This is a genomic window from Sphaerospermopsis torques-reginae ITEP-024 (genome assembly GCF_019598945.1).
GTDB lineage: Bacteria > Cyanobacteriota > Cyanobacteriia > Cyanobacteriales > Nostocaceae > Sphaerospermopsis.
On the sequence record NZ_CP080598.1, the window covers coordinates 2453280 to 2476098 of the forward strand.

General features: G+C 38.3%; 26 protein-coding genes and 1 tRNA gene. 6 read left to right on the forward strand and 21 right to left on the reverse strand.

Annotated features, from left to right (window positions below; all coding sequences use genetic code 11):
* Positions 1-139 precede the first annotated feature (139 nt).
* A complete protein-coding gene (locus K2F26_RS11510; RefSeq protein ID WP_220611582.1) occupies positions 140-1018 on the reverse strand; it encodes a CPBP family intramembrane glutamic endopeptidase in 879 nt (292 codons plus the stop codon).
* Positions 1019-1375: 357 nt separating this feature from the next.
* Positions 1376-1813, reverse strand: a complete 438-nt coding sequence (locus K2F26_RS11515; protein WP_194052219.1) for an AbrB family transcriptional regulator — start codon at positions 1811-1813, stop codon at positions 1376-1378.
* A gap of 150 nt (positions 1814-1963) precedes the next feature.
* Here K2F26_RS11515 and K2F26_RS25170 point away from each other — a divergent pair, with 150 nt between their 5' ends.
* Positions 1964-2089, forward strand: a complete 126-nt coding sequence (locus K2F26_RS25170; protein WP_302850052.1) for a hypothetical protein — start codon at positions 1964-1966, stop codon at positions 2087-2089.
* A 174-nt stretch (positions 2090-2263) separates the two neighbouring features.
* Here K2F26_RS25170 and K2F26_RS25175 read toward each other — a convergent pair whose 3' ends face one another.
* Positions 2264-2395 carry a hypothetical protein gene (locus tag K2F26_RS25175; protein WP_302850053.1) on the reverse strand — a complete coding sequence of 44 codons (132 nt, stop codon included), beginning with the start codon at positions 2393-2395 and terminating at the stop codon, positions 2264-2266.
* A gap of 972 nt (positions 2396-3367) precedes the next feature.
* Between K2F26_RS25175 and K2F26_RS11520 the strand changes: the two genes are divergently transcribed.
* Positions 3368-4375, forward strand: coding sequence for a succinate dehydrogenase/fumarate reductase iron-sulfur subunit (locus K2F26_RS11520; RefSeq protein ID WP_220611583.1), 1008 nt, complete (start codon positions 3368-3370; stop codon positions 4373-4375).
* Between the two features lie 109 nt (positions 4376-4484).
* Here the strand turns inward: K2F26_RS11520 and K2F26_RS11525 are convergent, their stop codons facing one another.
* The 4 genes from K2F26_RS11525 to psbX form a co-directional block, all read right to left on the reverse strand.
* Entirely contained in the window at positions 4485-5012 is a 528-nt protein-coding gene (locus K2F26_RS11525; protein ID WP_220611584.1) for a TolB family protein, read from the reverse strand.
* 79 nt (positions 5013-5091) lie between these two features.
* The gene (locus K2F26_RS11530; RefSeq protein WP_220611585.1) at positions 5092-5646 is read right to left on the reverse strand and encodes a TolB family protein; all 555 of its coding nucleotides are present in this window, start codon (positions 5644-5646) and stop codon (positions 5092-5094) included.
* 159 nt (positions 5647-5805) lie between these two features.
* Positions 5806-6735 carry a Ycf66 family protein gene (locus K2F26_RS11535; protein ID WP_220611586.1) on the reverse strand — a complete coding sequence of 310 codons (930 nt, stop codon included), beginning with the start codon at positions 6733-6735 and terminating at the stop codon, positions 5806-5808.
* Between the two features lie 376 nt (positions 6736-7111).
* The gene (gene psbX, locus K2F26_RS11540) at positions 7112-7231 is read right to left on the reverse strand and encodes a photosystem II reaction center X protein (RefSeq protein ID WP_220611587.1); all 120 of its coding nucleotides are present in this window, start codon (positions 7229-7231) and stop codon (positions 7112-7114) included.
* A gap of 211 nt (positions 7232-7442) precedes the next feature.
* Between psbX and K2F26_RS11545 the strand changes: the two genes are divergently transcribed.
* Complete coding sequence (locus K2F26_RS11545) at positions 7443-7736, forward strand: YggT family protein (protein ID WP_220611588.1); 294 nt, start codon at positions 7443-7445, stop codon at positions 7734-7736.
* A gap of 151 nt (positions 7737-7887) precedes the next feature.
* On the opposite strand, the gene accC is transcribed toward K2F26_RS11545, so the two are convergent.
* The gene (gene accC, locus K2F26_RS11550) at positions 7888-9234 is read right to left on the reverse strand and encodes an acetyl-CoA carboxylase biotin carboxylase subunit (protein ID WP_220611589.1); all 1347 of its coding nucleotides are present in this window, start codon (positions 9232-9234) and stop codon (positions 7888-7890) included.
* A 286-nt stretch (positions 9235-9520) separates the two neighbouring features.
* Here accC and K2F26_RS11555 point away from each other — a divergent pair.
* A tRNA-Leu gene (locus tag K2F26_RS11555) sits at positions 9521-9601 on the forward strand.
* A gap of 323 nt (positions 9602-9924) precedes the next feature.
* On the forward strand, positions 9925-11133 hold the full coding sequence (locus K2F26_RS11560; RefSeq protein ID WP_220611590.1) for a NupC/NupG family nucleoside CNT transporter: 1209 nt from the start codon (positions 9925-9927) through the stop codon (positions 11131-11133).
* A gap of 89 nt (positions 11134-11222) precedes the next feature.
* Here K2F26_RS11560 and K2F26_RS11565 read toward each other — a convergent pair whose 3' ends face one another.
* The 13 genes from K2F26_RS11565 to K2F26_RS11625 form a co-directional block, all read right to left on the reverse strand.
* The gene (locus K2F26_RS11565) at positions 11223-11636 is read right to left on the reverse strand and encodes a type II toxin-antitoxin system VapC family toxin (protein WP_220611591.1); all 414 of its coding nucleotides are present in this window, start codon (positions 11634-11636) and stop codon (positions 11223-11225) included.
* On the reverse strand, positions 11629-11865 hold the full coding sequence (locus K2F26_RS11570; RefSeq protein WP_194058741.1) for a hypothetical protein: 237 nt from the start codon (positions 11863-11865) through the stop codon (positions 11629-11631). The genes K2F26_RS11565 and K2F26_RS11570 overlap by 8 nt, the downstream gene beginning before the upstream one ends.
* Positions 11866-11956: 91 nt before the next feature.
* Positions 11957-12688, reverse strand: coding sequence for a metallophosphatase (locus K2F26_RS11575; protein ID WP_220611592.1), 732 nt, complete (start codon positions 12686-12688; stop codon positions 11957-11959).
* Between the two features lie 98 nt (positions 12689-12786).
* Entirely contained in the window at positions 12787-13602 is an 816-nt protein-coding gene (locus K2F26_RS11580) for a metallophosphoesterase family protein (protein ID WP_220611593.1), read from the reverse strand.
* On the reverse strand, positions 13599-14381 hold the full coding sequence (locus K2F26_RS11585; protein ID WP_220611594.1) for a CobW C-terminal domain-containing protein: 783 nt from the start codon (positions 14379-14381) through the stop codon (positions 13599-13601). The genes K2F26_RS11580 and K2F26_RS11585 overlap by 4 nt, the downstream gene beginning before the upstream one ends.
* A 36-nt stretch (positions 14382-14417) precedes the next feature.
* On the reverse strand, positions 14418-14771 hold the full coding sequence (gene hisI / locus K2F26_RS11590; protein ID WP_220611859.1) for a phosphoribosyl-AMP cyclohydrolase: 354 nt from the start codon (positions 14769-14771) through the stop codon (positions 14418-14420).
* 175 nt (positions 14772-14946) lie between these two features.
* On the reverse strand, positions 14947-15597 hold the full coding sequence (gene folE / locus K2F26_RS11595) for a GTP cyclohydrolase I FolE (RefSeq protein WP_220611595.1): 651 nt from the start codon (positions 15595-15597) through the stop codon (positions 14947-14949).
* Positions 15598-15768: 171 nt separating this feature from the next.
* A complete protein-coding gene (locus K2F26_RS11600; protein WP_220611596.1) occupies positions 15769-16818 on the reverse strand; it encodes a CobW family GTP-binding protein in 1050 nt (349 codons plus the stop codon).
* A 51-nt stretch (positions 16819-16869) separates the two neighbouring features.
* Entirely contained in the window at positions 16870-18711 is a 1842-nt protein-coding gene (gene thrS, locus K2F26_RS11605) for a threonine--tRNA ligase (protein WP_220611597.1), read from the reverse strand.
* A 149-nt stretch (positions 18712-18860) separates the two neighbouring features.
* Complete coding sequence (locus K2F26_RS11610) at positions 18861-20090, reverse strand: FAD/NAD(P)-binding protein (protein ID WP_220611598.1); 1230 nt, start codon at positions 20088-20090, stop codon at positions 18861-18863.
* A 148-nt stretch (positions 20091-20238) separates the two neighbouring features.
* Positions 20239-21249 (reverse strand): porphobilinogen synthase, encoded by a 1011-nt coding sequence (hemB, locus tag K2F26_RS11615; RefSeq protein WP_220611599.1) that lies wholly within the window; start codon positions 21247-21249, stop codon positions 20239-20241.
* Positions 21250-21261: 12 nt separating this feature from the next.
* Complete coding sequence (locus K2F26_RS11620) at positions 21262-21546, reverse strand: type II toxin-antitoxin system RelE/ParE family toxin (RefSeq protein WP_220611600.1); 285 nt, start codon at positions 21544-21546, stop codon at positions 21262-21264.
* Positions 21547-21554: 8 nt separating this feature from the next.
* Positions 21555-21893 (reverse strand): type II toxin-antitoxin system Phd/YefM family antitoxin, encoded by a 339-nt coding sequence (locus K2F26_RS11625; protein ID WP_220611601.1) that lies wholly within the window; start codon positions 21891-21893, stop codon positions 21555-21557.
* A gap of 121 nt (positions 21894-22014) precedes the next feature.
* On the opposite strand from K2F26_RS11625, the gene K2F26_RS11630 reads away from it, so the two are divergent.
* A complete protein-coding gene (locus K2F26_RS11630; protein WP_220611602.1) occupies positions 22015-22635 on the forward strand; it encodes a chorismate lyase in 621 nt (206 codons plus the stop codon).
* Positions 22636-22819: the final 184 nt, after the last annotated feature.

Sequence of the window (22819 nt, forward strand, 5' to 3'; positions counted from 1 at the left end):
CTATTAATGCTTGGTTTTCGCGTCGGTAATAGTCTTATTCAATACTTGATATCCTAGTATTATACATCAAGTTGGGATTTTTCTTGGCTAACTTATGTCAATGTTTGTTAACATAAGTATAGTTTTGTCTATAAAATTGTCAACTTAGGACAAGCTCAACAAACCACCAAAGAATTACTCCTGTAACCAAAACACAGAGAACCCCAGCTAAACCAGCTAGGGGTTTTTTGTTTTTACCTGTAACCCATTCTGAGACTTTTCCTGTATAAGTTATTAATCCTGCTGTATCTATTGTAGCGATCGCCCATACCCAACCCGCATGAAGTCCCCAAGCTATCCCCAAACTACCACCATCAGCTAACCTGGCCAATACCAAAACCATTCCCATCAGCCATAAACCAGGTATTTGCGGTATCGTTTCTCGCTGTTCCCAAACTAAATGTAGCAGCGCAAAAATCAAACTAGAAATAATCGCTGCTAACCAGATCGGATAATCTTTCTCCAGGGTTGTCAATAAAAAACCCCGAAATAACAACTCTTCTATCCCACCTACAAACAAAGCCACCAAAGAAATTGGTAGCAAAATTCCCGGAATTAATTTAATATTTGATTTTTCTAAATAGCACCAACCTAGCCAAAATTGACAGGTAAACACTATCACCAGTCCCAACACACCTAAACCCAAACCCAGCCACAAAGAACCGAAAATATTCAGGTTTCCTACTAACCCATAATCCGCAAAAGATCCAAATCCTAACCAATTAATTCCCCAGAGAATTAAAGGTACTAATAAATAGAGAGATACCAATAAAGGAATTTTTTGCTCTGGTTGTAAAGGTTTATTAAGCTGCAAATTAAGTATGAAGGCGGATATCGCTGCTAATGGCAACCAACATACTACCCAAACAAGAAAAAAAGCCATGACAAAAAACACTACTGGCGCATTTTTCAGCAACGCCAGTAATGTATTATTGACTGATGGCTCTATCAGTGAAAAGAAAACAGACGAAAAAATCACGATATATTTCTAGCTCCAAGAGAGTTCTTGCTTATCCTTCAAAACTCTACTAGAATTCGTGATGCTTACAAAATGTCAAATAGTAAGTATTCAGCTATTACTAATCAGTAATCAGCCAACAGCAAGGATTCAGACGTTTGAATTTTAGGAATTTTATCTGCATCTGTTTCTTTTGATTCTTTGTATTTCCACCTTTCAGGTACATAGCTGATGGCTGATAGCTGACGGCTGAATGCTTACGTCAAATCTTATTTTGTTGTGTGAACAAAGCTTTAAACTACAAATGCTATTTATTTGTAGCTGTAGGGATAAGAAAGCAAAGATTTATTTACGACTTACCCCTACTCTCAGAGAAATTTATTCCTCCTCTTCATTTTCTAAATCAGCTTCATCAGCATCCACATCGGATGATGTCAATTTTTTATCACTTTCACCAAGTTGAATCAAGTGAATATGCTTGTAACCTAACCGAATTTCAAACTCATCACCAGGTTTTAAACCCATTGCTTTGGTATAGGTAGCACCAATAACAATTTGACGATTTTGATGAACACTCACCCGGTATGTCGGTTCGCGGCCACGTCCATCTTTAGGAGATTCTGGACTTAGAGGAATACCTCTAGCTGACAACAGAGCATCATAAAAATCGGTGAGATTTACACGCACCTGATTATTTTTGGTCACGGTGTAATAGCCGCACTGCTTCGCTCTTTCTCGGCGTGGTAAATTAGAAAGCTCTTTTACTTTAGCCAGCAGTGCTTTTCCAGTTAATGGGGCGGTTGCAGTTTCAGTCATTATGTTCAAAATTTCCTTAATCTCTTAAAACAGTTCATCAATGTAGCCTGATTTTTACATTTGGCTTTTTAGCCAATGTCCAGAGCTACTGAAGACTTGAGGGTGAAGTGTGAATTCCTGCTGATATGATCAGCCCAAGTATCTCTATATATGGTTTTCCATATTCAATTAGAGATCATGGTTGTCACAGAATTTTATTCCGTTGATTGTACGGCATTTTTAACCATCATTCGCCATGAGAAAGAAAAATATTTTAATCTTTTGGCGCTAGTGTAGTGGTGTAATTTTAAGCCACCTTTACAAATCAGGTTAGTTCTACTCCTAAAAAGTTGTAGATACAATAAATTGCAGGTTTTTCACTTTCAGTGCTTGCCTTTATTGCTCTTGAGTTGTAGGTTTGTACCCACTCGTCATCTCAAGCTTAGGACAGCATAGTATTTGCTGATGGTCTTAGAGACATACACCCTTTTGTCCTGCCGATAGAGACACAAATTTTCTTGTCTCTACATTACTAATCAACAAAGCAGTAGCAGCCGCACTTGTACGGACTTTGGTACTGGTTTTGTGACTTCGTAATTTCATATTAAATACTATCATGAACCAATAATAGCAAAATATTTGTTGAATTTAAAAAACAATTTGCAAATTATTTTTTTTTCAAATCACTGGAGTTGGGGAGAGAAAAAGCAGTAAGGATTTTACTCTGGACTGATGGTCTCATGAGTATGGAGTCAAGACTTTTATAAAAGTTTATATAATTAGGCGAGCCGTTTTGAGTGAGTGACTTAAATCCAGGTTTTCTTGATGGAGATCAGACAAAAAGCCCCTGGTATTTTTCACCCTGTTTATTAGGAGCAGTCAAAATATCGCCGATTATTCTCCACGTCTGTCTAGGGGAATAATCAATTTACCACATCTATCCCTTGCTTGATAGCCATAACCAAATAATTGTCCGCCGCTTTAACTCTTCTATATATTTAAAAAATTTTTATTTCGCTATTACTGGAAGACTTTTTACAAACAGGACTAAACTAAAGAAGTCTCAAGTGTAGAGGATGAAGTAGTGCTTGTCAGAGAAAAGCAAAAAAATATTTTCCAAATTGAACTTCCATCTGTGTCGGGGTGGAAAATGCCTGGGTTCAGCTTTCAGCCTTGAGTCGAGTTTAATAAACATCAAAATGTAATCATTGCCTAAGCTGCATTTGCTCAGGTAAACACATCGCTATGTTAAACACCTGCTAATACTGCTCAGTTCACAAAACCAGGAGGTTGCTTTGCTGGAGGCGGTTTTTGTCACGGGGATTTATCACCTGCTCCCACAACTTTTCGCCATCAAAGGCGAGGTTTGAGACTCGATTGTTTCGATAAATCTCACAGACTGCACTTCTACAACTAAAATTTTAATGGTTATCCTTGAACTGGAATCATGAGCGCCTTCAGCGTCAGCTTATTAGCCACTGAAGTTAAATAACGGGCTAATTTTTCACAAAAACCTGCTTGTACTCATTATTTTGGCAGCAGGTAAGGCAATTTTTAGAATTTGGTTGGTAATATATGGAAGTTATTTTTAAGATTATTCGCCAGCAGCAAAACTCTCACCCTGTTGTCCAAACTTATCCTTTACAGGTAGAACCAGGTAATACAATCCTTGATTGCCTGAATCGGATCAAATGGGAACAAGATGGAACTTTAGCATTTCGCAAAAATTGCCGCAATACTATTTGTGGTAGCTGTGCTATGCGAATTAATGGACGTTCAGCTTTAGCCTGTAAAGAAAATGTTGGCAGCGAACTAGCTAGATTGCAAAAAATTTCATCATCTTCATTATCGACAACCCATAATCATACCATTAATGAAATCACGATCGCTCCTTTGGGCAATATGCCTGTGATTAAGGATTTGGTGGTGGATATGAGCAGTTTTTGGGATAATTTAGAAGCAGTTGCACCTTATGTCAGTACAGCAGCGCGACAAGTACCAGAAAAAGAATTTTTGCAAACACCACAAGAGCGATCGCTTCTCGATCAAACAGGTAATTGTATTATGTGTGGTGCTTGTTATTCAGAATGCAACGCCCGTGAAGTTAATTCCGATTTTGTGGGTCCCCACGCTCTCGCTAAAGCATATCGCATGGTGGCAGATTCCCGCGATAGTGACACAGAAAATCGCTTGGAAAATTACAACAAAGGAACTCAAGGTGTTTGGGGTTGTACTCGTTGTTTTTATTGCGACTCAGTTTGTCCAATGGAAGTTGCACCATTAGAACAAATTACCAAAATTAAACAAGAAATTCTTGACCGCAAAAAAGCCAGTGATAGCCGTTCCATTCGTCACCGTAAAGTATTGGTTGAGTTAGTTAAAGCAGGTGGTTGGATTGATGAACGTCAATTTGGTATCCAGGTAGTTGGTAATTATTTCCGCGATTTAAAAGGATTACTCAGTCTTGCACCTCTGGGTTTAAGGATGTTAGTCAGGGGTAAATTTCCCCTCTCCTTTGAACCATCAGAAGGTACTCAACAAGTGCGATCGCTCATTGAATCAGTTCAATCAAGTGATCGGTAACTGGTGACTGGTGATTGGTGATTGGTGATTGGTGATTGGTGATTGGTGATTGGCTAGTAATTTATAACTACAAATTATCAATTATCAATTATCAATTATCAATTATCAATTATCTTGGGTCTTGGGGTATATTCAATTTTTGTCCAAATCTGTCATAAAGTAAAATATCCCATTGCCCATTATTGCTAAACTCAAACGCAATCCTACTACCATCAGCACTAATTGTAGGATTGCGGACTTCTGCTTGCAGATTAGCAGTTAAATTTCTGGATTGTCGTGTTTCCCTGTCGTAGAGAAAAATAGAGGAGCGCCCCTGACGACTCCCAGCAAAAACCACAAAACGACCATCTTGAGTCACAGAAGCATGATCAGCAATAGTATCAAAAGAATTTAAACCTGGTAAATCTACTAAATTTCGTGTCACAGTATCAAACATATAAATATCCTGGCTACCGCGACGATTAGTAGTAAAAACAATATATCTGCCCGAAATTTGCGGATTTAACTCCGAAGCTAAACTGTTTAAACCGCGACCACCAGGGTCAAATGGATAACTTAATATACGCGGATAACCAAAACACCCAGTTAAAAAAGTTGAACTTAAAAATAAAATTAACAGTAATTTGTAATTAGTCATTAGTCAGGGAATAGGGAATAGGGAACAGGGAATATTTTTAATTTTTAATTTTTAATTTTTAATTTTTAATTTTTAATTTTTAATTTCCCACCGTTGCACCATTAGGGATATCTAATTCTACAGTAGGTCCTCGGTCTAAAACTTCCACATCCCATTGTCCACGACTGGCAGATTCAAAAACTATATAACGTCCATCAGGACTGATATGAGGATTTCTGATCCAACCGCGATAGGTAGGAGTGATGATTTGTGATTGTTTCATAGCGCGATCGTAAAGTGCTATCACTGGTCTACCTTGATCACTCGTGAGGTAACAAATATAACGACCTGTGTAGCTGAGACTGGGGCTTTCAGCAACAGTTTCTCGTCGGTTTAAACCAGGAGTGGGAATAAAACTTTGAGTTTCCAAGTCGTACATCAACAATTGCTGATTACCATTACGATTAGAGACAAAGGCTAAAAAGCGTCCATTTCCACTTAAAGCAGGTTGCTCCTCAGTATAACGACTGTTCAAGGAATAAACCCCAACCGGAATATCACCAGCACCACAAGACACAAGTAAACCACTCAAACTAAAAATTAGGCTCCAATGAATACGTTTTTGGAGCCAAAATATAGACGTAAATGTTTTCACATCAACCGCTTTCCGTCGCCTTGAAAATTACCATCACCGTTGATTCACTCCAAATATTTTAGATATATCAAGCGCCAGGATGCTGAGGAAATAAATAGATAACAAAAGATAACAAAACTAAAATCTACACAGCTTTTTCACTCTGTCACCTGTCACCTGTCACCTGTCACCTGTAATATCATCAAAATCGTTGGCATTATCAGATCCGTCCTTTGGTGTTTCAATGGGGTTATATGGGACATAATCAGTGGGGATGGCCTCATCATCATTCCTTTCTCTGCGGGTGGATGAGTCAGCAGGTGGACGACGCTTTCTAGGTCTAGGTGTAACATCATCCTCACTGCTTTCTGGGCGTGTGGGTCTGTCATTACGACGACGAGATGGTTTTCTTATTTCCTCTTTGGGAGTTTCCCAATCATCAACTTCCCTAGAAACAGAACCCCAATTTTCTTGTTCAAAACTATCACTCTTGAGACTTACGGAACGTCCAGAACTCGGACGACGTTTCCTTTCGGCTGTTTCTGGTTTTTCCCTGGTGTTACGACGTTCTGAACGACGAGGCGGTTGTTCCTCATAGTAATTATCACGAGTAGAACGATCATCTCGGCTACCACGAATTCTGGGACGTGGCGGACGTTCTTCTTCTTCTTCCTCTTCGTAATAAGGTAAAGGTTCTAAATCAGCATCCATCTCAGCTTGATAATTACGGCGATCAGAGTAAGAATATTTTCTGCTGACTTCTCGCTCATCATCCACAATGGGAGTATTGCGTTTCGCTTGTTGAGTAGCAATACTTCGCAGACGAATACTTTCAACAGCAAAAAATACAGTAGAACCGACTAATAGCAACTGACCAAATTGTAAAATTGGGTCAAGCCGCCATCCTTGGAAGATGAGAATAAAACCACACAGTAAGCCGACTGCCGCAAAAAAGATATCTTGATCTCGTGACAGTTCTGGGCGCACGGTGCGGAGAAAATATAGTGCTGCCCCAGCCACAGCCAGGAAAATTCCTAGAACACTGGCTGAGTTAGCCCCAAAATTTACCTGAGCCAAAATACTGGCTGAGTTCAGCCCAAAATTTATCATTGCTCTTTTCCCAATATCACATCTATGTTAGCGAGTCATTCAATTTTGGATTTTAGATTTTGGATTTTGGATTTACCACACGGATGAATCCGGGGGTTTTTACCATCAATTATTGCTAACAATTAAAATTACTATTTTAACTATTGACAATGTATTTAAGCTTCTAGTCATCTAGCAAATGAGCTTTAAAGCTGTTTACAATTTTTGGTGATTGGTGATTGGTGATTGGGGAAAAGGTGATAGGTGATAGTTGATAGTTGATAGTTGATTGGGAAATATCAAATTGATTACCCAGTCACCAGTCCCGAGTCACCAGTCCCTAATCACCAGTCAAGAGTCACCAGTCAAGAGTCCCCATTTCCCAGTCACCAATTGCTTAATTGCGTTGGATTTTATCTTTTTGGCTGATAAAAATTAAACCAACAGTAGCAGGGATAACCACAATTACAGTACCCCAAAGGAGACTCCAAAGAAAATTTGCTAAAGAGGGTGTCATAGTTCTCAACCTTTTTTTTTACATAATTCATTTTAATTTTAATGGTGTATCAGTTCCTTGAGAAGCCAAGAAAACTTTTCAGCTATTATTTTCTGAGGCCAGAAAATGCCGGCATTTAGTTAAGATGAGAGTGAGAAGGCTTTACAAAGCTTAAAATTTTCTAGATTACACTACCACTTGTTGATTTTTGGAAAGACGGTAACTTAAAGCTATGACAGGTGTTAACTTAACTACTTGGATTCTTGGACTCTTGTTGGGTGTGATGATTTTTTTGTTTATTTTCCGCATTATTCTCACTTGGTATCCTCAAGCAAATCTTAACCGTTTACCTTTTAATCTGATTGCTTGGCCAACTGAACCATTTTTAATGCTGTTAAGAAAGGTAGTACCTCCTATTGGTGGGGTTGATATCACTCCGATTATTTGGGTGGGTATTTTCAGCTTAGTTAGGGAAATTTTATTGGGTCAGCAAGGATTACTAACCATGATGGCGCGTGTTAGTTAGGTGTTGGGGACTGGTGACTGGTGACTGGTGACTGGTGATTGGTGACTGGTGACTAGGTAATCAGTTTTATGTTTCCCAATCAACTATCAATATATTAACCATCAACTATCACTTTTTTCCCAATCACCAATCCCTAATCACCAATCACCAATCACTGTAATTTCATATCCTGGATAAAGCTTGTATAAACTTGACCTTGTAAAAATTGCGGGTTTTCCATGATTTTTTGATGAAAGGGGATAGTCGTGGGTAGTCCGGTAATTGCACACTCTCTTAATGCTCGTTTCATGCGGTTGACGGCTGTAGCTCGGTCAGGACCCCAAACTATTAATTTACCGATGAGGGAGTCGTAATAAGGGGGAATTTGGTAATCTGTGTAAACGTGAGAATCAATTCTGACCCCTGGTCCGCCTGGTGGGAGATAACCGCTAATTTTACCGGGTGCTGGACGAAAATCATGATCTGGATCTTCGGCGTTGATGCGGCATTCTATGGCATGACCCCGTAAAATTACTTGGTCTTGGGTTAATTTGAGTCTTTCACCTTGGGCAATGCGAATTTGTTCTACTAGCAGGTCTACACCCGTTACCATTTCTGTGACTGGATGCTCAACTTGGATACGTGTGTTCATTTCCATGAAGTAGAAATGACCAGATTTATCTAGGAGAAATTCTATAGTTCCTGCACCAGTGTAGTTGATGAATTGGGCGGCTCTGATGGCAGCTTTACCCATTTTTTCCCGGAGTTCTTCATCTAGGGCGGGACTTGGTGCTTCTTCTAGTAGTTTCTGGTTGCGGCGTTGAATGGAACAGTCTCTTTCACCTAAATGAATTACGTTACCGTAGTTATCCGCTAATATTTGAAATTCTATGTGGCGCGGACGCTCGATAAATTTTTCTATATAAACGCCGGCATTACCAAAAGCTGCTCCGGCTTCTCCTTGGGCTGCATGGAACAGTTTAACAAATTCATCTTGGGAACGGACTAGGCGCATTCCTCGCCCTCCACCGCCGGCAGTGGCTTTGATCATTACAGGGTAGCCGATTTCTTTGGCGATCGCTAATCCTTCGGCTTCTGTTTCTACTAACCCATCACTACCGGGTACTGTGGGTACTCCGGCTTTTTGCATGGTTTCTTTAGCAGTGGATTTATCCCCCATTAAGCGAATTGCTTCGGGAGTTGGTCCAATAAATGCAATTTGATGATCTGCACAAATTTCCGCAAATCTGGCATTTTCTGCTAAAAAACCATAACCAGGATGAATCGCTGTAGCACCGCGTGTTAACGCAGCCGCAATAATATTGGGAATATTCAGATAACTTTTACCGCTTGCTGGTTCGCCAATACAAACCGCTTCATCAGCCAGTTGTACGTGCAGAGCATTCCGGTCAACGGTAGAGTGAATAGCAACTGTAGAAATTCCCATTTCTTCACAAGCGCGGAGAATGCGAAGAGCTATTTCTCCCCGATTAGCAATTAAAATTTTGTCAAACTTCATTTTCTAGCTGTGATATTAGTACCAGTAGATTGACATTTTCTCCCATCTCATTCAAATAAAGCTGTCGCATTACTGTAAATTCTTGCAAATTTGTTAGGTGACTGGGGATTGGTGACTGGGGATTGGTGACTGGGGATTGGGGATTGGGGATTGGTGACTGGGAAGATGAATCACCTAATTACCCATTACCCATTACCCATTCCCTGATTAAAACATTTGGAAAAAAATTTGGATAATATCTTCCCTTATTGATTTTTTATGCTATATTATTATTCTAGGCAACCGTGCGGATGTGGCGGAATTGGTATACGCGCACGCTTGAGGTGCGTGTGGCTTTGCCTTGCGAGTTCGAGTCTCGCCATCCGCATTAATATTTTTAACAGTTAAATAAGTTGATAATAAAAGTTAAAGCGTAATTTGAGAGGTGTTTAAGGTTACGCTCAGATATTCAGATATATAAATATTTCCCGAAAAGGCGTAGGGACAATTCATGAATTGTCTTGGCAAATGGTGTAATTACTAAACTAGAATCTCCTTCGCTAAAGCACCTGATAAGATCCCTGTTAGTGCTTATTTTGTACTAATTCCCATGAATGCTTATTATCGCTGTATGAAACAAGATGTTTTAAAATTGGTTTTTCTGTGCGTTAAAAAGATTACTATTTTGATGAATCTTATTTAGGAATCAAAATGGAAAGGGTTATTTCGGCACTTGGTATTTTAGTATTTATTGGTATATCCTATGCAATTTCTGTTAACCGTCATGCTGTGCGTTGGCGAACAATTGCTTGGGGTTTGGGTTTAGAATTTATTTTAGCATTGGTAATTCTTAAAACTTCCTGGGGTTTGAAAATCTTTAAATCTTTGGGGGATATTATCGGTAATTTCTTAGCTTTTTCTGATATCGGTGCTAAATTTGTCTTTGGTGAAAATTTCAAAGATCATTTTTTTGCTTTTCAAGTTCTCCCAACTATCATCTTTTTCTCTTCATTTATTGGTGTTTTATATCACTATGGTATTTTACAAAGGGTAGTCAGTACCTTGGCTTGGGTAATGATGAAAACCATGAAAACATCAGGTTCTGAGTCTTTATCCTGCGCTGGAAATATCTTTTTGGGTCCGACGGAAGCCGCGTTAATGGTTAAACCTTATGTAGCCAATATGACTCAATCAGAACTATTTGCAGTCATGACTGGTGGTTTTGCGACTATTGCCGGTGGTGTATTAGGTGCTTACCTTTCATTCGGTATTCCCGCAGAACACTTAGTAGCTGCTTTTTTTATGACTGCTCCTACTTCTTTGGTGGTATCAAAATTAATTTATCCAGAAACAGAAGTATCGGAAACTGCTGCTAAAGTCAGTGTGGAAACAAAGAGTAATTCTGTTAATGTCATTGACGCAGCAACCACCGGGGCGCTTGATGGCGTGAAGTTAGCGGTGAATGTGGGTGTAATGATTATTGCCTTTTTGGGTTTACTGGCAGTGGTAAATGCGTTGTTAGGATGGTTGGGTTCGCTGGTGGGTTTACCGCAATTATCCTTAGAATGGATGTTATCTTTTATTATGTCTCCCGTTGCTTGGTTAATGGGTATACCTTGGGTTGATTGTGGTAAAATTGGGGCTTTATTGGGAAAAAAGACGATTTTCAATGAATTTTTGGCATATTTAGATTTAAGTGAACTGATTAAGCAGCAGCAAATTTCCCAACGTTCTATAATTATTGCTACTTACGCTTTATGTAATTTTGCCAATATCGGCTCAATTGGGATTACTATTGGTGGTATGACTGGTATGGCTGCTAACCGTCAACATGATTTAGCGCGGATGGGTGTTAAATCTATGATTGGGGGATTACTTGCAGGTTTTATCACTGCTGGTATTGCGGGGATGTTGGTTTAAGTGAACATTTAGGTTTTCTGTGCAGATCAGATTTTTCAATTTTTTCAATTGATTTGTTAGGCTGATGGATATAAAGATATTGTAAATTGTTAGTTTCTTAATAATGCTCGAAACCCTGCCTGATGAAAATGGATATCAGCAGTTAGTGCATCAGTAATTCCTCGATTCTGCATCACAATAAACGATATGCAATCAACCAAACCCCATTCTTTATCTTCTCGTTGTTTGAACAAATTAAATGCCTCTGTATATAACTCCTTCGTTAATAACACTACTTCAATATTAGGATCAGCTTCGAGAGATTCCAAAAGTTGAATCGCGGCTATTCTGTATTTTTGTTTAGAAAGTGCATTACCAATTTCTAGTAATATTGGTTGAGTGGTTACTAAACGAGTTTTGTTAGCCTCAAGCTGATTAGCAATTTGCACAGCCATGAGATGATTTTGATCTGTAAGAGAAGATAAAGCAATAGCAAAAGAAGTATCTAAAAAAACCTCAATCATGAACAGAAACCGTTTCTTCATACAAATACTGGTCAATTTTTTCTGACCAATCTGGTTCACCTTGCAACTGTAAAGACTTAGCAGTTTGAAGAAAGGTTTTAGGTTGTTTCTGTTCGTTGGGTAAAACAGTTTCAACAATAATCCGCACCCTTGTACCTACTGCTAGATTTAAAGGTGATTCTAGTTGCAGGGCTGTACCATCAAATATGCCTTCGAGTTCTTGGATCATGCTTTTGTAAAAACTATGGAATGTTTTCAGTATAGCTTGAAATTTATCTTCGTTGCATCAACCCAACCGACTAGAGTGATAGGAGTTTAAATTATTTTCTCTCATGCCCTTGAAATCCCTTACTATTTCCATAATAAACAGTTTGAAATTCCACTTTATTAGAACTAGGATGATAAAGAGTATAAGTTGCTTGACCAGGAATACGTCCCACATTTCCCACACCAATCACTTGACGGGGTGAAACTGTTACGGTTTGCGGAGAAATTTGACTGTCAAGAGTGGTAATTTCACTTGTAACAGAACCCCCTTGTAACTGATATTGAAAAGTTAAACCAGAACGACCACAAAACAAATTATTTGCTTGCATTCTTGAGAGTCTATCTAACATTTGAATCGGGGGAGTTTCTGGAGTCAGTTCATCACTCACACCAAGAGATGAACCATGAATTAATAAACAATCTAATTCAAAAAAACCAAAATCCAAACTTCTCAACCATTGTAAAGTTGAACGAGAAACACATTCCCATAACATTTTGACTGTATCACCCCCATATTTTGCTAATAACTCAGGAGTATCCCCAGAAGGTCCTAAACCATGTAAATTTAAACATTGTTCTTCCCACCAACCTTTGCAAATCATTGGTTGTAACTCACCACGACGGGGAGATTTTACCCTTTCTACAAGTTTTTCACATTCTTTAGTTGGTCCAACTAAATCACCCAAAATATACAAAGCATCTACATAACGTTGACGCTTTATATCAGCAATCACAGCTTCATAAGCTGCTAAATTACCTTCAATTCCACTCAAAATAACCCACATAATTTGATTTTAGATTTTAGGAGTCAGGAGTCAGGGAAATTTTAGATTTTAGATTGGAGATGACAAAAACAATCCAAAATCCAAAATCCAAAATTGATTCACCTTGTACAAACATGAGTAGGATCATCTGCTCTTTCAGCAAATTCTAAACCATTTGCTAAACGCCAAGCAAATATTTTGGGTAATCCTTTTTCAATAATTGCTGCACAGGTTTTTTGATAATCATAAGCAACTTCCCTTAATGTCACTGCTTGAGTTTCTTGATCATAAATTATATAAGTTGCATTCGGTCTACCATGTCGCGGTTCTCCTACTGAACCGACATTGATAATTCTCTTTACAGGAGATGTAAAACTAATTTTCTGTGGTTTTTCCTGACTATCTCTATCAACCCATACCTGTAAATTACCCGCATCCAAAGTTCTCACATAAGGGACGTGAGTATGTCCACAAAATAACACATCCGCACCTGTAGAAATTACCCTTTCTAAAGCGACAAAAGCATCGAGTTCCGGTAATAAATATTCATGATTACTATGAGGACTACCATGAACAAAAGCTAAATTTCCCCATTGCATACTGTAGGGTAAATTGGCTAAAAATTCGCGGTTTTCTGGGGTAATTTCTTTATTCGTCCATTCATGAGCTTGGATTCCTCTTTTTTCTGCTAATAATGAAGGATAACTACAATCACAAGCATTCAATCCTTCTACTATATCTTCATCCCAACAACCCACACAGGTAGGAATATCTAAAGAGCGAATTTTGTTAACAACTTCATTGGGATAGGGTCCATATCCTACTAAATCACCTACACAGAATATTTTTCCTGCTTTTTGTTGTTCAATATCTAATAATACAGCATCTAAGGCTTCATTATTACCATGAATACATGACATTATTGCTATTTTCATACTGCTTGACCCTCTAATAAAATGTGTTTGACTTGTTGTTGATATTGGGAAATTAAATAATCAGATAAACAACAATCTGATAATGTTGCTTTTAATGCTGGTTCATCTAAATTTTTACCTGATATTTCTAATCCACTAAAACGCTGTGGTCTACCTTCTAAATATCTGGGTAAATCTAATTCTAAAAATCCTATTTGGGGAACACCAGCGACAAAATCACAATATATAGAACGTCCATCATTGACATCAAAAATACCTTTAGCGCGGACAACTTCACCATAAGCACCATGAGTTATTTCATACCAAAAATCTTCTAAACTATTTTCATCAATAACTTGACCAGTTGTACACACGCGCCAAATATTTTCTATTTTGATTGTTTCTACAGGTGCGCCATAGAAAATTTCTTCAGTCCATGTATGATATTCTGAGTTTTGATAATTGGGTGGTAAAATAGCGACTGCACGATAGTTGAGATTATCTAATATTTGGGATATTGTTGATAATTCTAGGTAAGAACCTAATTCAATATAAACATGATTTGCTTCTGGAATTTGATGAATAAATTCAATTTCTTGATTATCACCAAAAACTTTAATTCCTGAAAATTCAGCAGCTATACAACTATGATCAATTAATACATTTCCTGTTCCTGGACTGAAATATATTAATTTCTCAAATTTTTCTGGAGATTTTATTTCTCTGATTTGTTGACGAATCCAGGTGGTTTTCCCAGTTCCAGATAATCCAGCGACAACGGTAATACTTGGTATATTCATGAGCAATTAGAATTATAATTAGAATGATAATTAAAATTATGATTGAGGAAACAGAATTTCTACAGCATTAAAGAAACAACTTCTTGCACCAGTATGACAGGCAATATCGCCAATTTGCTCAATTTTGATGATAATTGTATCACCATCACAGTCATAAAAAAGCTCTTTTACCTTTTGAATATGTCCAGATGTTGCCCCTTTATGCCATAATTCAGAACGGGAACGACTCCAATAATGAGCTTCACCTGTGGCTAAGGTTTTTTGAATTGATTCGGCGTTCATCCAAGCCATCATTAATATAGTACCATCACGGTAATCTTGAGCGATCGCAGGAATTAAACCTTGGGAGTTAAATTTTAAGTTTCTAATCATTTCAGATGGGAGAATCATATCTAAATAAATCATCAATAAATTGATTAAGTAGTTAAGAGAAAAGTAGGTTGGGTTGACGCAAGGAAACCCAACATTATCAATGCTTTTGTTGGGTTGCGCTATCGCTTAACCCAACCTACGATTATTTCACTACTGTCACCGTGGCGTAGCACCTGTCACCTGTCACCTAACTTTAGTGAAAATTAGCATTGTGTCGAATCAAACTCATAAATTCTTCACGGGTGCGAGCATCTTCTGAAAATATACCACGCATTGCACTGGTTACAGTCCAAGAACCGGGTTTTTGTACACCACGCATCACCATACACATATGAGTTGCTTCTATCACTACTGCAACTCCTTTGGGTTTGAGTAAACCTTGCAGTGCGTCAGCTATTTGTAAAGTCAGACGTTCTTGAACTTGTAAACGTCTTGCATACATTTCACAAATACGGGCAATTTTTGATAAACCAATGACTTTACCATTAGGAATGTAAGCGACATGAGCGCGACCAATGACTGGTAAAATGTGATGTTCGCAAGAACTGAAAATGTCAATATCTCGCACTAATACCATTTCATTCGCACTTTCTGTAAACACGGCTCCATTTAACAGTTCGTCCAAGGATTCATGATATCCTTTGGTGAGAAATTGTAAAGCTTTGACGACTCTTTTAGGAGTATCTTTCAACCCTTCCCGGTCAGGATTTTCTCCTAGTCCAATCAGCAATGTTCTGACAGCTTGCATCATTTCTGCTTCTGTAACTTTGGGTTGTTGCTGAGTGGATAAAGATGACACAACTTGATCAGCAGAATTGAGAACGGGACTAATTGATAAAGTCATTGTTTGCTTTGGATTTGATAAATTATTTGTTGGTTAATAGAGTGATAATATCCCCGACTTCTTTTATTGTCGTGTTAATAAATTGTGAATTGATCGCAAAAGTGGGGGATCTGGGTATCATCCTTAGAAATCACTATTAACTGTTTTGGGCAATTTTTTAACACTTATTTATCATAGCAGACAATTGTTAAGTTTTGTATAAATTTCGGTTTTATCCAATTTTCTGCCAATAAAAACTACCTGATTTTTAGGTGCTGTTTTCCAGTCATCAGCATTTAAACTGTAACGAGGTCCACTGAGTTGAAAAATATGGCGCAACTCACTATCACTAAACCATAAAATGCCTTTAGCTCTAAATACATCCTGTGGCATTTCTTCAACTAGGAAGTTCTCAAATTTATTTACGTCAAATGGTCTATCTGCTTGAAAAGATATAGATACAAAACCATCATTTTCTAAATGGTGTGAATGATGATGTTCATGGTGTTCATGATCATGGTGGTGATGTTCATGATCATGATGATGGTGTTCATGTTCGTGAGTATCTTCTACATCATCGGTAATATACTCATCTTTTGGTGTTAAGCCTACACCTAAAATTAATGGTAGAGGAACTTTACCAAATTGAGTATGTAAAATTCTCGCTCCCTGTTTCACATCATGGATAAAATCTTCTATTTCTCGCAGTTTGTGCAAGTCCACCAAATCTGTTTTATTCAGCAGAACAATATCACCATAGGTAATTTGTTGTAATGCTGCTTCACTTTCAAAATGTCGTTGATCAAATGTCTCTGCATCTACGACGGTAATAATTGAATCTAGATTAGTTAAATCTCTGAGTTCTGTTCCCAAAAAAGTTAAGATAATTGGTAATGGATCTGCTACTCCAGTAGTTTCAATTACCAAATAATCAATGCGTTCTTCTCGTTCTAAAACTCTATACACTGCATCAACTAAACCATCATTAATGGTGCAGCATATACAACCATTGCTGAGTTCTACCATATCTTGGTCTACAGAAACTAGCAGTTGGCTATCAATATTAATATCACCAAATTCATTAACGAGAACTGCCACTTTTAAATCTTGTTTATTCTGGAGAATTTGATTTAAAAGAGTAGTTTTCCCACTACCTAAAAATCCTGTAATGATAGTGACAGGCATTCCTGTTTTGGGAATAGCTGGAATTGTATTTACAGTTGATTCTGTTACAGTATTCATATTTAAACCTTGTGAATTGAAAATGTTGATGTTTGAAATTAATCAAAAAAATTAACCGCCTGTCAAATTTAAGCTGTTTTGTAAATACTTGACAAGTTCAGCTAAATTCAAAACCCCTAAATCTCCCGATTTTCTACTTCTGACACTCAAAGTTTTGTTTTCTACTTCCTTCTTACCAACTACAGCAACAACAGGAATTTTTTCTAGTTCTGCTGTGCGAATCTGTTTACCTAAACGCTCCCCACTGCTATCTACTTCTACTCTAAATCCGCTTTTTTGTAAATCATTTACTACGGATGTTGCATATTCTCGACAATCATCACTTACAGGTAAAAGCCGCAGTTGTACAGGTGCTAACCATAGGGGAAAATCACCTGCGTAATTCTCGATTAAAATGCCAAAAAAGCGTTCTAAAGAACCAAAAATAGCCCGATGAATCATGATGGGTTGTTGACGACTACCATCGGATGCTATATATTCCATCTCGAATCTTTGGGGTAAATTAAAATCTACCTGAATTGTGGAACATTGCCATAAACGACCGATCGCATCTTTAATTTTAATGTCTATCTTTGGTCCATAAAAAGCTCCGCCTCCTTCGTCTATACTATAATTCCAACCTTTAGCATTTAAAGCTTGTTCTAGTGCTGTGGTTGCTAAGTCCCAAACATCATCATTGCCGACTGATTTATCTGGACGGGTGGAAAGATTGACTTCATATTGTTTAAAGCCAAAGTCTGATAAAATCTTCTCAGTGAGGTTTAAAACTCCTAAAATTTCCTCGGCAATTTGTTCGGGTAAACAAAAAATATGAGCATCATCTTGAGTAAAGCCTCTGACTCGCATTAAACCATGTAATGCTCCAGAGCGTTCATAGCGGTATACTGTTCCTAATTCTGCCCATCTTAATGGTAATTCTCGATAGGAATGAAGTTGATGTTTGTAAGTCAGAACATGAAAAGGGCAATTCATGGGCTTAATTTGATAAGCCTGATTTTCTACATCCATCGAGTCAAACATATTCTCTTGATAGAAGTCAAAATGACCCGATGTTTTCCATAAATCGAGATTGGCTACATGAGGTGTATATAATAGTTGATAACCAGATTCTAGATGAGCTTTGCGCCAATAATCTTCAATGATGTAGCGAATAATTGCACCTTTAGGATGCCAAAATACTAAGCCCCCTCCAGCTTCTTCTTGAATACTAAATAGATTAAGTTCTTGACCTAATTTTCGATGATCTCGACGCAGTGCTTCTTCTCTTTGTTGTAGGTAAGTTTCTAGTTCAACTTTTGTTGTCCAAGCTGTACCATAAATTCTTTGTAGTTGCTGTTTGGTTTCATCTCCTTGCCAATAAGCACCGGCAACATTTAATAATTTAAAGGCATTAGCATCAATTTCACTGGTAAAGTTAATGTGGGGTCCTGCACACAAGTCCCACCAATAATTATTGGCAGGTTTAATATCTGTGACAAACAATGAAGGTTCTGAGTTGGCAATTTCAGGAGTACCAATAAAGTAACGGGTGATAATTTCTGACGCGGGAATGCGTTCTAAGATTTCTAATTTGTAAGGTTCGTTTAATTCGGTAATTTCGGCGCGAATTTCTGCTCTTTCTACTTCTTCGCGGATAATAGGTAAATTAGCTTTTATTATCCGTCTCATCTCTACTTCAATTTTTGCCAAGTCATCGGTAGTGATGCTGACTGGACAATCAAAATCGTAGTAAAATCCTGTTTCTGTGACAGGTCCAATTGCTACTTTAGTTCCTGGAAATAACTTTTGTACCGCCATTGCCATGATATGGGCGCTTGTATGGCGAATGCGTGTAAGTTTGTCGCTATCTTGCTCGTTTAAGCTGTCTTGGGACTGGGTTAATGAACTGACCATAGCAAAAAAATGAGAATCGTTATCAGTCTAGCGCAAAAAGGTCTGAATGTTACGTTTATTTTTTGGGACAATACAGTAAGGAGGCAGAATTTTGGATTATATTGAGTTTCTTCCAATCCAAAATCCAAAATCTAAAATCCAAAATTATATTAGCTGGCTTTAATTTCCGTAATACTAGCTGAAAAAGCTACACTGGGTTTAACTATGGCCGGAACGATTTTTTCACAGGCCATTCTTGCACCGGATAGGTTTCTAGCTGTGGGTCCTACTTGCAATGCTGCTAAACCACCCATGATAAATAATTCACAACCAGGCCAACGCAGATAAGTATCTAAAACCGGTAAACCGTTAACTATTTGGGTGGGATAGGTGGCTAAAATGTCCTGTAGTAAGGGTTCTGTGGTGACATCAAATTTAGTACCTGTGGCTAACCAAATATAATCAAAGTTGTAAATATTACCGTTATCACATTCTACTTGCCAGTTATTACTTAACCATTCTGCTTTGACTATTTGACAGTTTTCATCAATGATAATATTACCACGATGCTTTTCTTTACGAAGTTGGGTAGCGATCGCTGGTGTGATAGAACCACCATTTCTAGCTTCTTGAATGAGTTTCCAGCGTTGTTGCCAATTTTGCTCAAAAAATCCTTTGAGATATTTTGGTCCTAACCAACCGGGTGCAGCGTCAAATAGCTTTTCTGATAATTGTCGGCGCATCATTAAGTGAACTTTTGCACCACGAGAAATTGCACCTACGGCTAAATGTCCACTGGTTAAACCACCACCGACAATTAAGACTCTTTGACCTGCTAAACTGTGATATTTCCGTAAATCTACAGTGTGAGAATGGCTGAGTCTATCTTGAGGATACACTGTTTTAATTTGATTGACCCAATCAGGGATGTTGATTTTACCACTACCAGTTGCTAACACTACCCTGCGTGCAGTTAGGGTTTTTCCATCTGACAGCCCTAATTGAAATTGAGGACGCAAATGATCTGAAAGGGGTTTAATGCTGGTTACAGCTACAGGAATGACCTGATCCTGTAACTTTCGTTCAGTGATGACATCCTGGCAAAAATCCGCAAATAGTTGAGTGCCGGGTAAGTCGTAGGGGGGAAAAAGTTCCAGAGAACGAGATTCAGCAAATTTCCTTAAAGCGAAGGGGTTAGGGTGGGGATGATGCACTGCGGGCGATCGCAAATGGGGAATTTCCAAAGCTGCAAATTGCTGTTTCCAGCGACTCAACCATGTACCACTAGGATCAAATACAGCGAATTTACTTTTAATAGATTGGCGTTTTTGCAAGAGATGGGCAACTAAAGTTAGTGCATGAGGTCCAGCACCGATTATTGCTAAGTCTATTTTCATCATTAGTTATTAGATATTGGTTATTAGTCTAGGACTTACGCAGAAGTTACGGAATAACGAACCACAGAGGCACAGAGAACACAGAGAACACAGAGAAAGAAGAGTTTGAGAGGTTTTTGCGTAAGTCCTAAATAATTAACTGTCACCTGAGTTACATCAACATCAAAGCCACTTCTTTAGCGAAGTAAGTTAAAATTAAATCTGCACCAGCCCGTTTCATGCTGGTTAAGGTTTCTAAAATCACCTTTTTCTCATCTATCCAACCATTAGCGGCTGCGGCTTTGATCATTGCGTACTCGCCGCTAACGTTGTATGCTGCAACTGGTAAATTAGTATTGATTTTGACTTGATGGATGATATCGAGATAAGCTAGGGCAGGTTTAACCATGACGATATCTGCACCTTCAGCAATATCTAATTCCACTTCTTTTAAAGCTTCTTTGCTATTCCCCGCATCCATTTGATAGGTTTTTTTATCGCCAAATTTCGGCGCGGAATCTAAAGCATCTCGGAATGGTCCATAATAGGCTGATGCGTATTTTGCCGAGTATGCCAAAATACCGACATTGATATAACCTTCAGCGTCTAAAGCTTGACGAATTGCCCCAACTCTACCATCCATCATGTCAGAAGGAGCAACAAAATCAGCACCGGCTTGAGCTTGGGAAAGTGCCATTTTTACCAATACTTCCACGGTGGGGTCGTTTAAAATAACCCCGTTTTCATCTACTAAACCATCATGACCGTGTGTGGTGAAGGGATCAAGGGCGACATCGGTAATAACGATGATGTCGGGAACGGCGTTTTTGATAGCTTTGACGGTTTTTTGTACTAAACCTGCTGGGTTGCAGCTTTCTGTACCTGTGTCGTCTTTTTGGTTTTCTGGGATAACTGGGAACAGGGCGATCGCCTTAATTCCCAATTGTGACACTTCGGCAACTTCTTTTAACAGCAGATCCACAGAATAACGATAACATTCCGGCATGGAAGGAATTTCTACTTTTTGTCCTTCCCCAGTCATCACAAACATGGGATAGATCAGGTCATCTACTGTGAGTATGGTTTCCCTGACCATCTTCCGTAGGGTTTCGGTCCGTCGCAAACGACGAGGACGTTGAACCAAATTTAATGACTGATCAGTATTTGAATTTGCAGACAGCATACAACCTTAAAATTACTGCTTTTTTAAAATGATAATCATTATTATATAGCTTGCGGGGTCAATCCCATCATCAATTTTTGTGTAAAATACGATGTACGGTTTAACAGGAAAGCTTCTGAGTTCTGGCAACAAATCATCCCTGCTTCTACCCATGCCAGGAAATTTAGCTAACTTTGGGAAGCAATTGAGAATTTTAGCGATTTCTGTATCTGCTGCGATTTGATTATTTTGGGCAATATAAACCCATATATCTTCTAAATCTTGTTCAGCTAGTTGGGAAAGTCTGTAGCTATTCATGTAACTCTTTATTTACCTAGCTGATCCTGTCCCCTTGCTTTAATCTTTTCCAGCAAAGTGGGTAAAGACTCATCGTTATATTCGCTGTATTCTCCATTTTTTAACTGTTCCGCACCTAAAGATACATCGCGTTGCAATGCTTCAAAATTTAGCTTTTGCAATTCCGACTCTGCAAGCTGTAAACGTTCTTGAGTTTGTTGAAAACTAGCCACATCTTGAATGACAATTTCTGCTTTACCGTTAACAGTGAGAACGAGAGGAGATTTTGTAGCTTTGATGTGTTCGATAAACTGTTTGACGTTGCGTTTGAAGTCTGTGAGTGGGTGAATATTTTCTAGGTTAATCATAAAATATCGTACTGAATTAAGTCTTTTTTCCATATTGTATCTGCTGGAAGCGGGATTTACGCAACTGACATAATTCTCTGATTGTGCTTTTATAGAGATAGGTGAAGTTTTGTAAATAAAATTGACTACTATAGTTACGCCCACAACCACTACACTGCCAACCGCTTGGCATCGTTTAAAACCTATTTGGCAAGGTGAAGGAGAGGAAATTCAAAAAGGTTTACCTCATACTCAGTTAGCACCTGCTTGGCAATTACTACTTTTAGGTGATGGTTCTCCAACCAGACATTTACAATTACTGACTTGTGAACCCACAGAAGTAGATGTGATTGATATGTCTTTAATTGGCATCAACTCAGATAATGCGCCTAGCTTAATTGAAGCCGTACCAGGTCCGAGATTGCGCCGTCAGGTATGGCTGCGGACTGCTTCCGGTAAAAGATTGGGTTATGCGACTTCTTGGTGGGAAGCGAGTCATGTAGATGAATTTTTGCAAAATCGTTCTTTACCAATTTGGGCAAGTTTAGCCCGTATCCGTACAGAATTGTATAGAGATATTCGCGGAATTTATTGTGGTTACTCAGAAGCCTTAGAGTTAGGATTTGAGCAAGCTGGACCATTTTGGGGTCGCCATTATTTGTTTTGGCATCATGGACAACCACTCACCTTAATTTATGAAGTTTTTTCGCCTTATTTAACTAAATATTTAGGTCAGACACAGTTGAGTGGTAGTGAAGATTAAATTAGGATAAAACAACTAACTGAGAACCAATGATTTGTAGTCAGGATATAACTATCCCACCGTATTGGAATGACATCTCACTCAAGATGCAAATTAATTTCAACAAGATTCCATTGGGAATTTGACAAAACAAGTTAAATAAAATATCTATCAACAATAACTTACTGTTTTTCTTCTCGTTAAC

Coding starts and splice junctions, on each gene's coding strand:
- K2F26_RS25170 (WP_302850052.1), top strand. CDS start 1,964: ATGGTTTTCCATATTCAATTAGAGATCATGGTTGTCACAGAATTTTAT.
- psbX (WP_220611587.1), bottom strand. CDS start 7,231: ATGACACCCTCTTTAGCAAATTTTCTTTGGAGTCTCCTTTGGGGTACT.
- K2F26_RS11585 (WP_220611594.1), bottom strand. CDS start 14,381: ATGAATATACCAAGTATTACCGTTGTCGCTGGATTATCTGGAACTGGG.
- K2F26_RS25175 (WP_302850053.1), bottom strand. CDS start 2,395: ATGAAATTACGAAGTCACAAAACCAGTACCAAAGTCCGTACAAGTGCG.
- K2F26_RS11570 (WP_194058741.1), bottom strand. CDS start 11,865: ATGATCCAAGAACTCGAAGGCATATTTGATGGTACAGCCCTGCAACTA.
- K2F26_RS11565 (WP_220611591.1), bottom strand. CDS start 11,636: ATGATTGAGGTTTTTTTAGATACTTCTTTTGCTATTGCTTTATCTTCT.
- K2F26_RS11560 (WP_220611590.1), top strand. CDS start 9,925: ATGGAAAGGGTTATTTCGGCACTTGGTATTTTAGTATTTATTGGTATA.
- K2F26_RS11515 (WP_194052219.1), bottom strand. CDS start 1,813: ATGACTGAAACTGCAACCGCCCCATTAACTGGAAAAGCACTGCTGGCT.
- K2F26_RS11610 (WP_220611598.1), bottom strand. CDS start 20,090: ATGATGAAAATAGACTTAGCAATAATCGGTGCTGGACCTCATGCACTA.
- K2F26_RS11535 (WP_220611586.1), bottom strand. CDS start 6,735: ATGATAAATTTTGGGCTGAACTCAGCCAGTATTTTGGCTCAGGTAAAT.
- K2F26_RS11600 (WP_220611596.1), bottom strand. CDS start 16,818: ATGAATACTGTAACAGAATCAACTGTAAATACAATTCCAGCTATTCCC.
- K2F26_RS11520 (WP_220611583.1), top strand. CDS start 3,368: ATGGAAGTTATTTTTAAGATTATTCGCCAGCAGCAAAACTCTCACCCT.
- accC (WP_220611589.1), bottom strand. CDS start 9,234: ATGAAGTTTGACAAAATTTTAATTGCTAATCGGGGAGAAATAGCTCTT.
- thrS (WP_220611597.1), bottom strand. CDS start 18,711: ATGGTCAGTTCATTAACCCAGTCCCAAGACAGCTTAAACGAGCAAGAT.
- hisI (WP_220611859.1), bottom strand. CDS start 14,771: ATGATTCTCCCATCTGAAATGATTAGAAACTTAAAATTTAACTCCCAA.
- folE (WP_220611595.1), bottom strand. CDS start 15,597: ATGACTTTATCAATTAGTCCCGTTCTCAATTCTGCTGATCAAGTTGTG.
- K2F26_RS11620 (WP_220611600.1), bottom strand. CDS start 21,546: ATGAATAGCTACAGACTTTCCCAACTAGCTGAACAAGATTTAGAAGAT.
- K2F26_RS11625 (WP_220611601.1), bottom strand. CDS start 21,893: ATGATTAACCTAGAAAATATTCACCCACTCACAGACTTCAAACGCAAC.
- hemB (WP_220611599.1), bottom strand. CDS start 21,249: ATGCTGTCTGCAAATTCAAATACTGATCAGTCATTAAATTTGGTTCAA.
- K2F26_RS11575 (WP_220611592.1), bottom strand. CDS start 12,688: ATGTGGGTTATTTTGAGTGGAATTGAAGGTAATTTAGCAGCTTATGAA.
- K2F26_RS11525 (WP_220611584.1), bottom strand. CDS start 5,012: ATGACTAATTACAAATTACTGTTAATTTTATTTTTAAGTTCAACTTTT.
- K2F26_RS11545 (WP_220611588.1), top strand. CDS start 7,443: ATGACAGGTGTTAACTTAACTACTTGGATTCTTGGACTCTTGTTGGGT.
- K2F26_RS11580 (WP_220611593.1), bottom strand. CDS start 13,602: ATGAAAATAGCAATAATGTCATGTATTCATGGTAATAATGAAGCCTTA.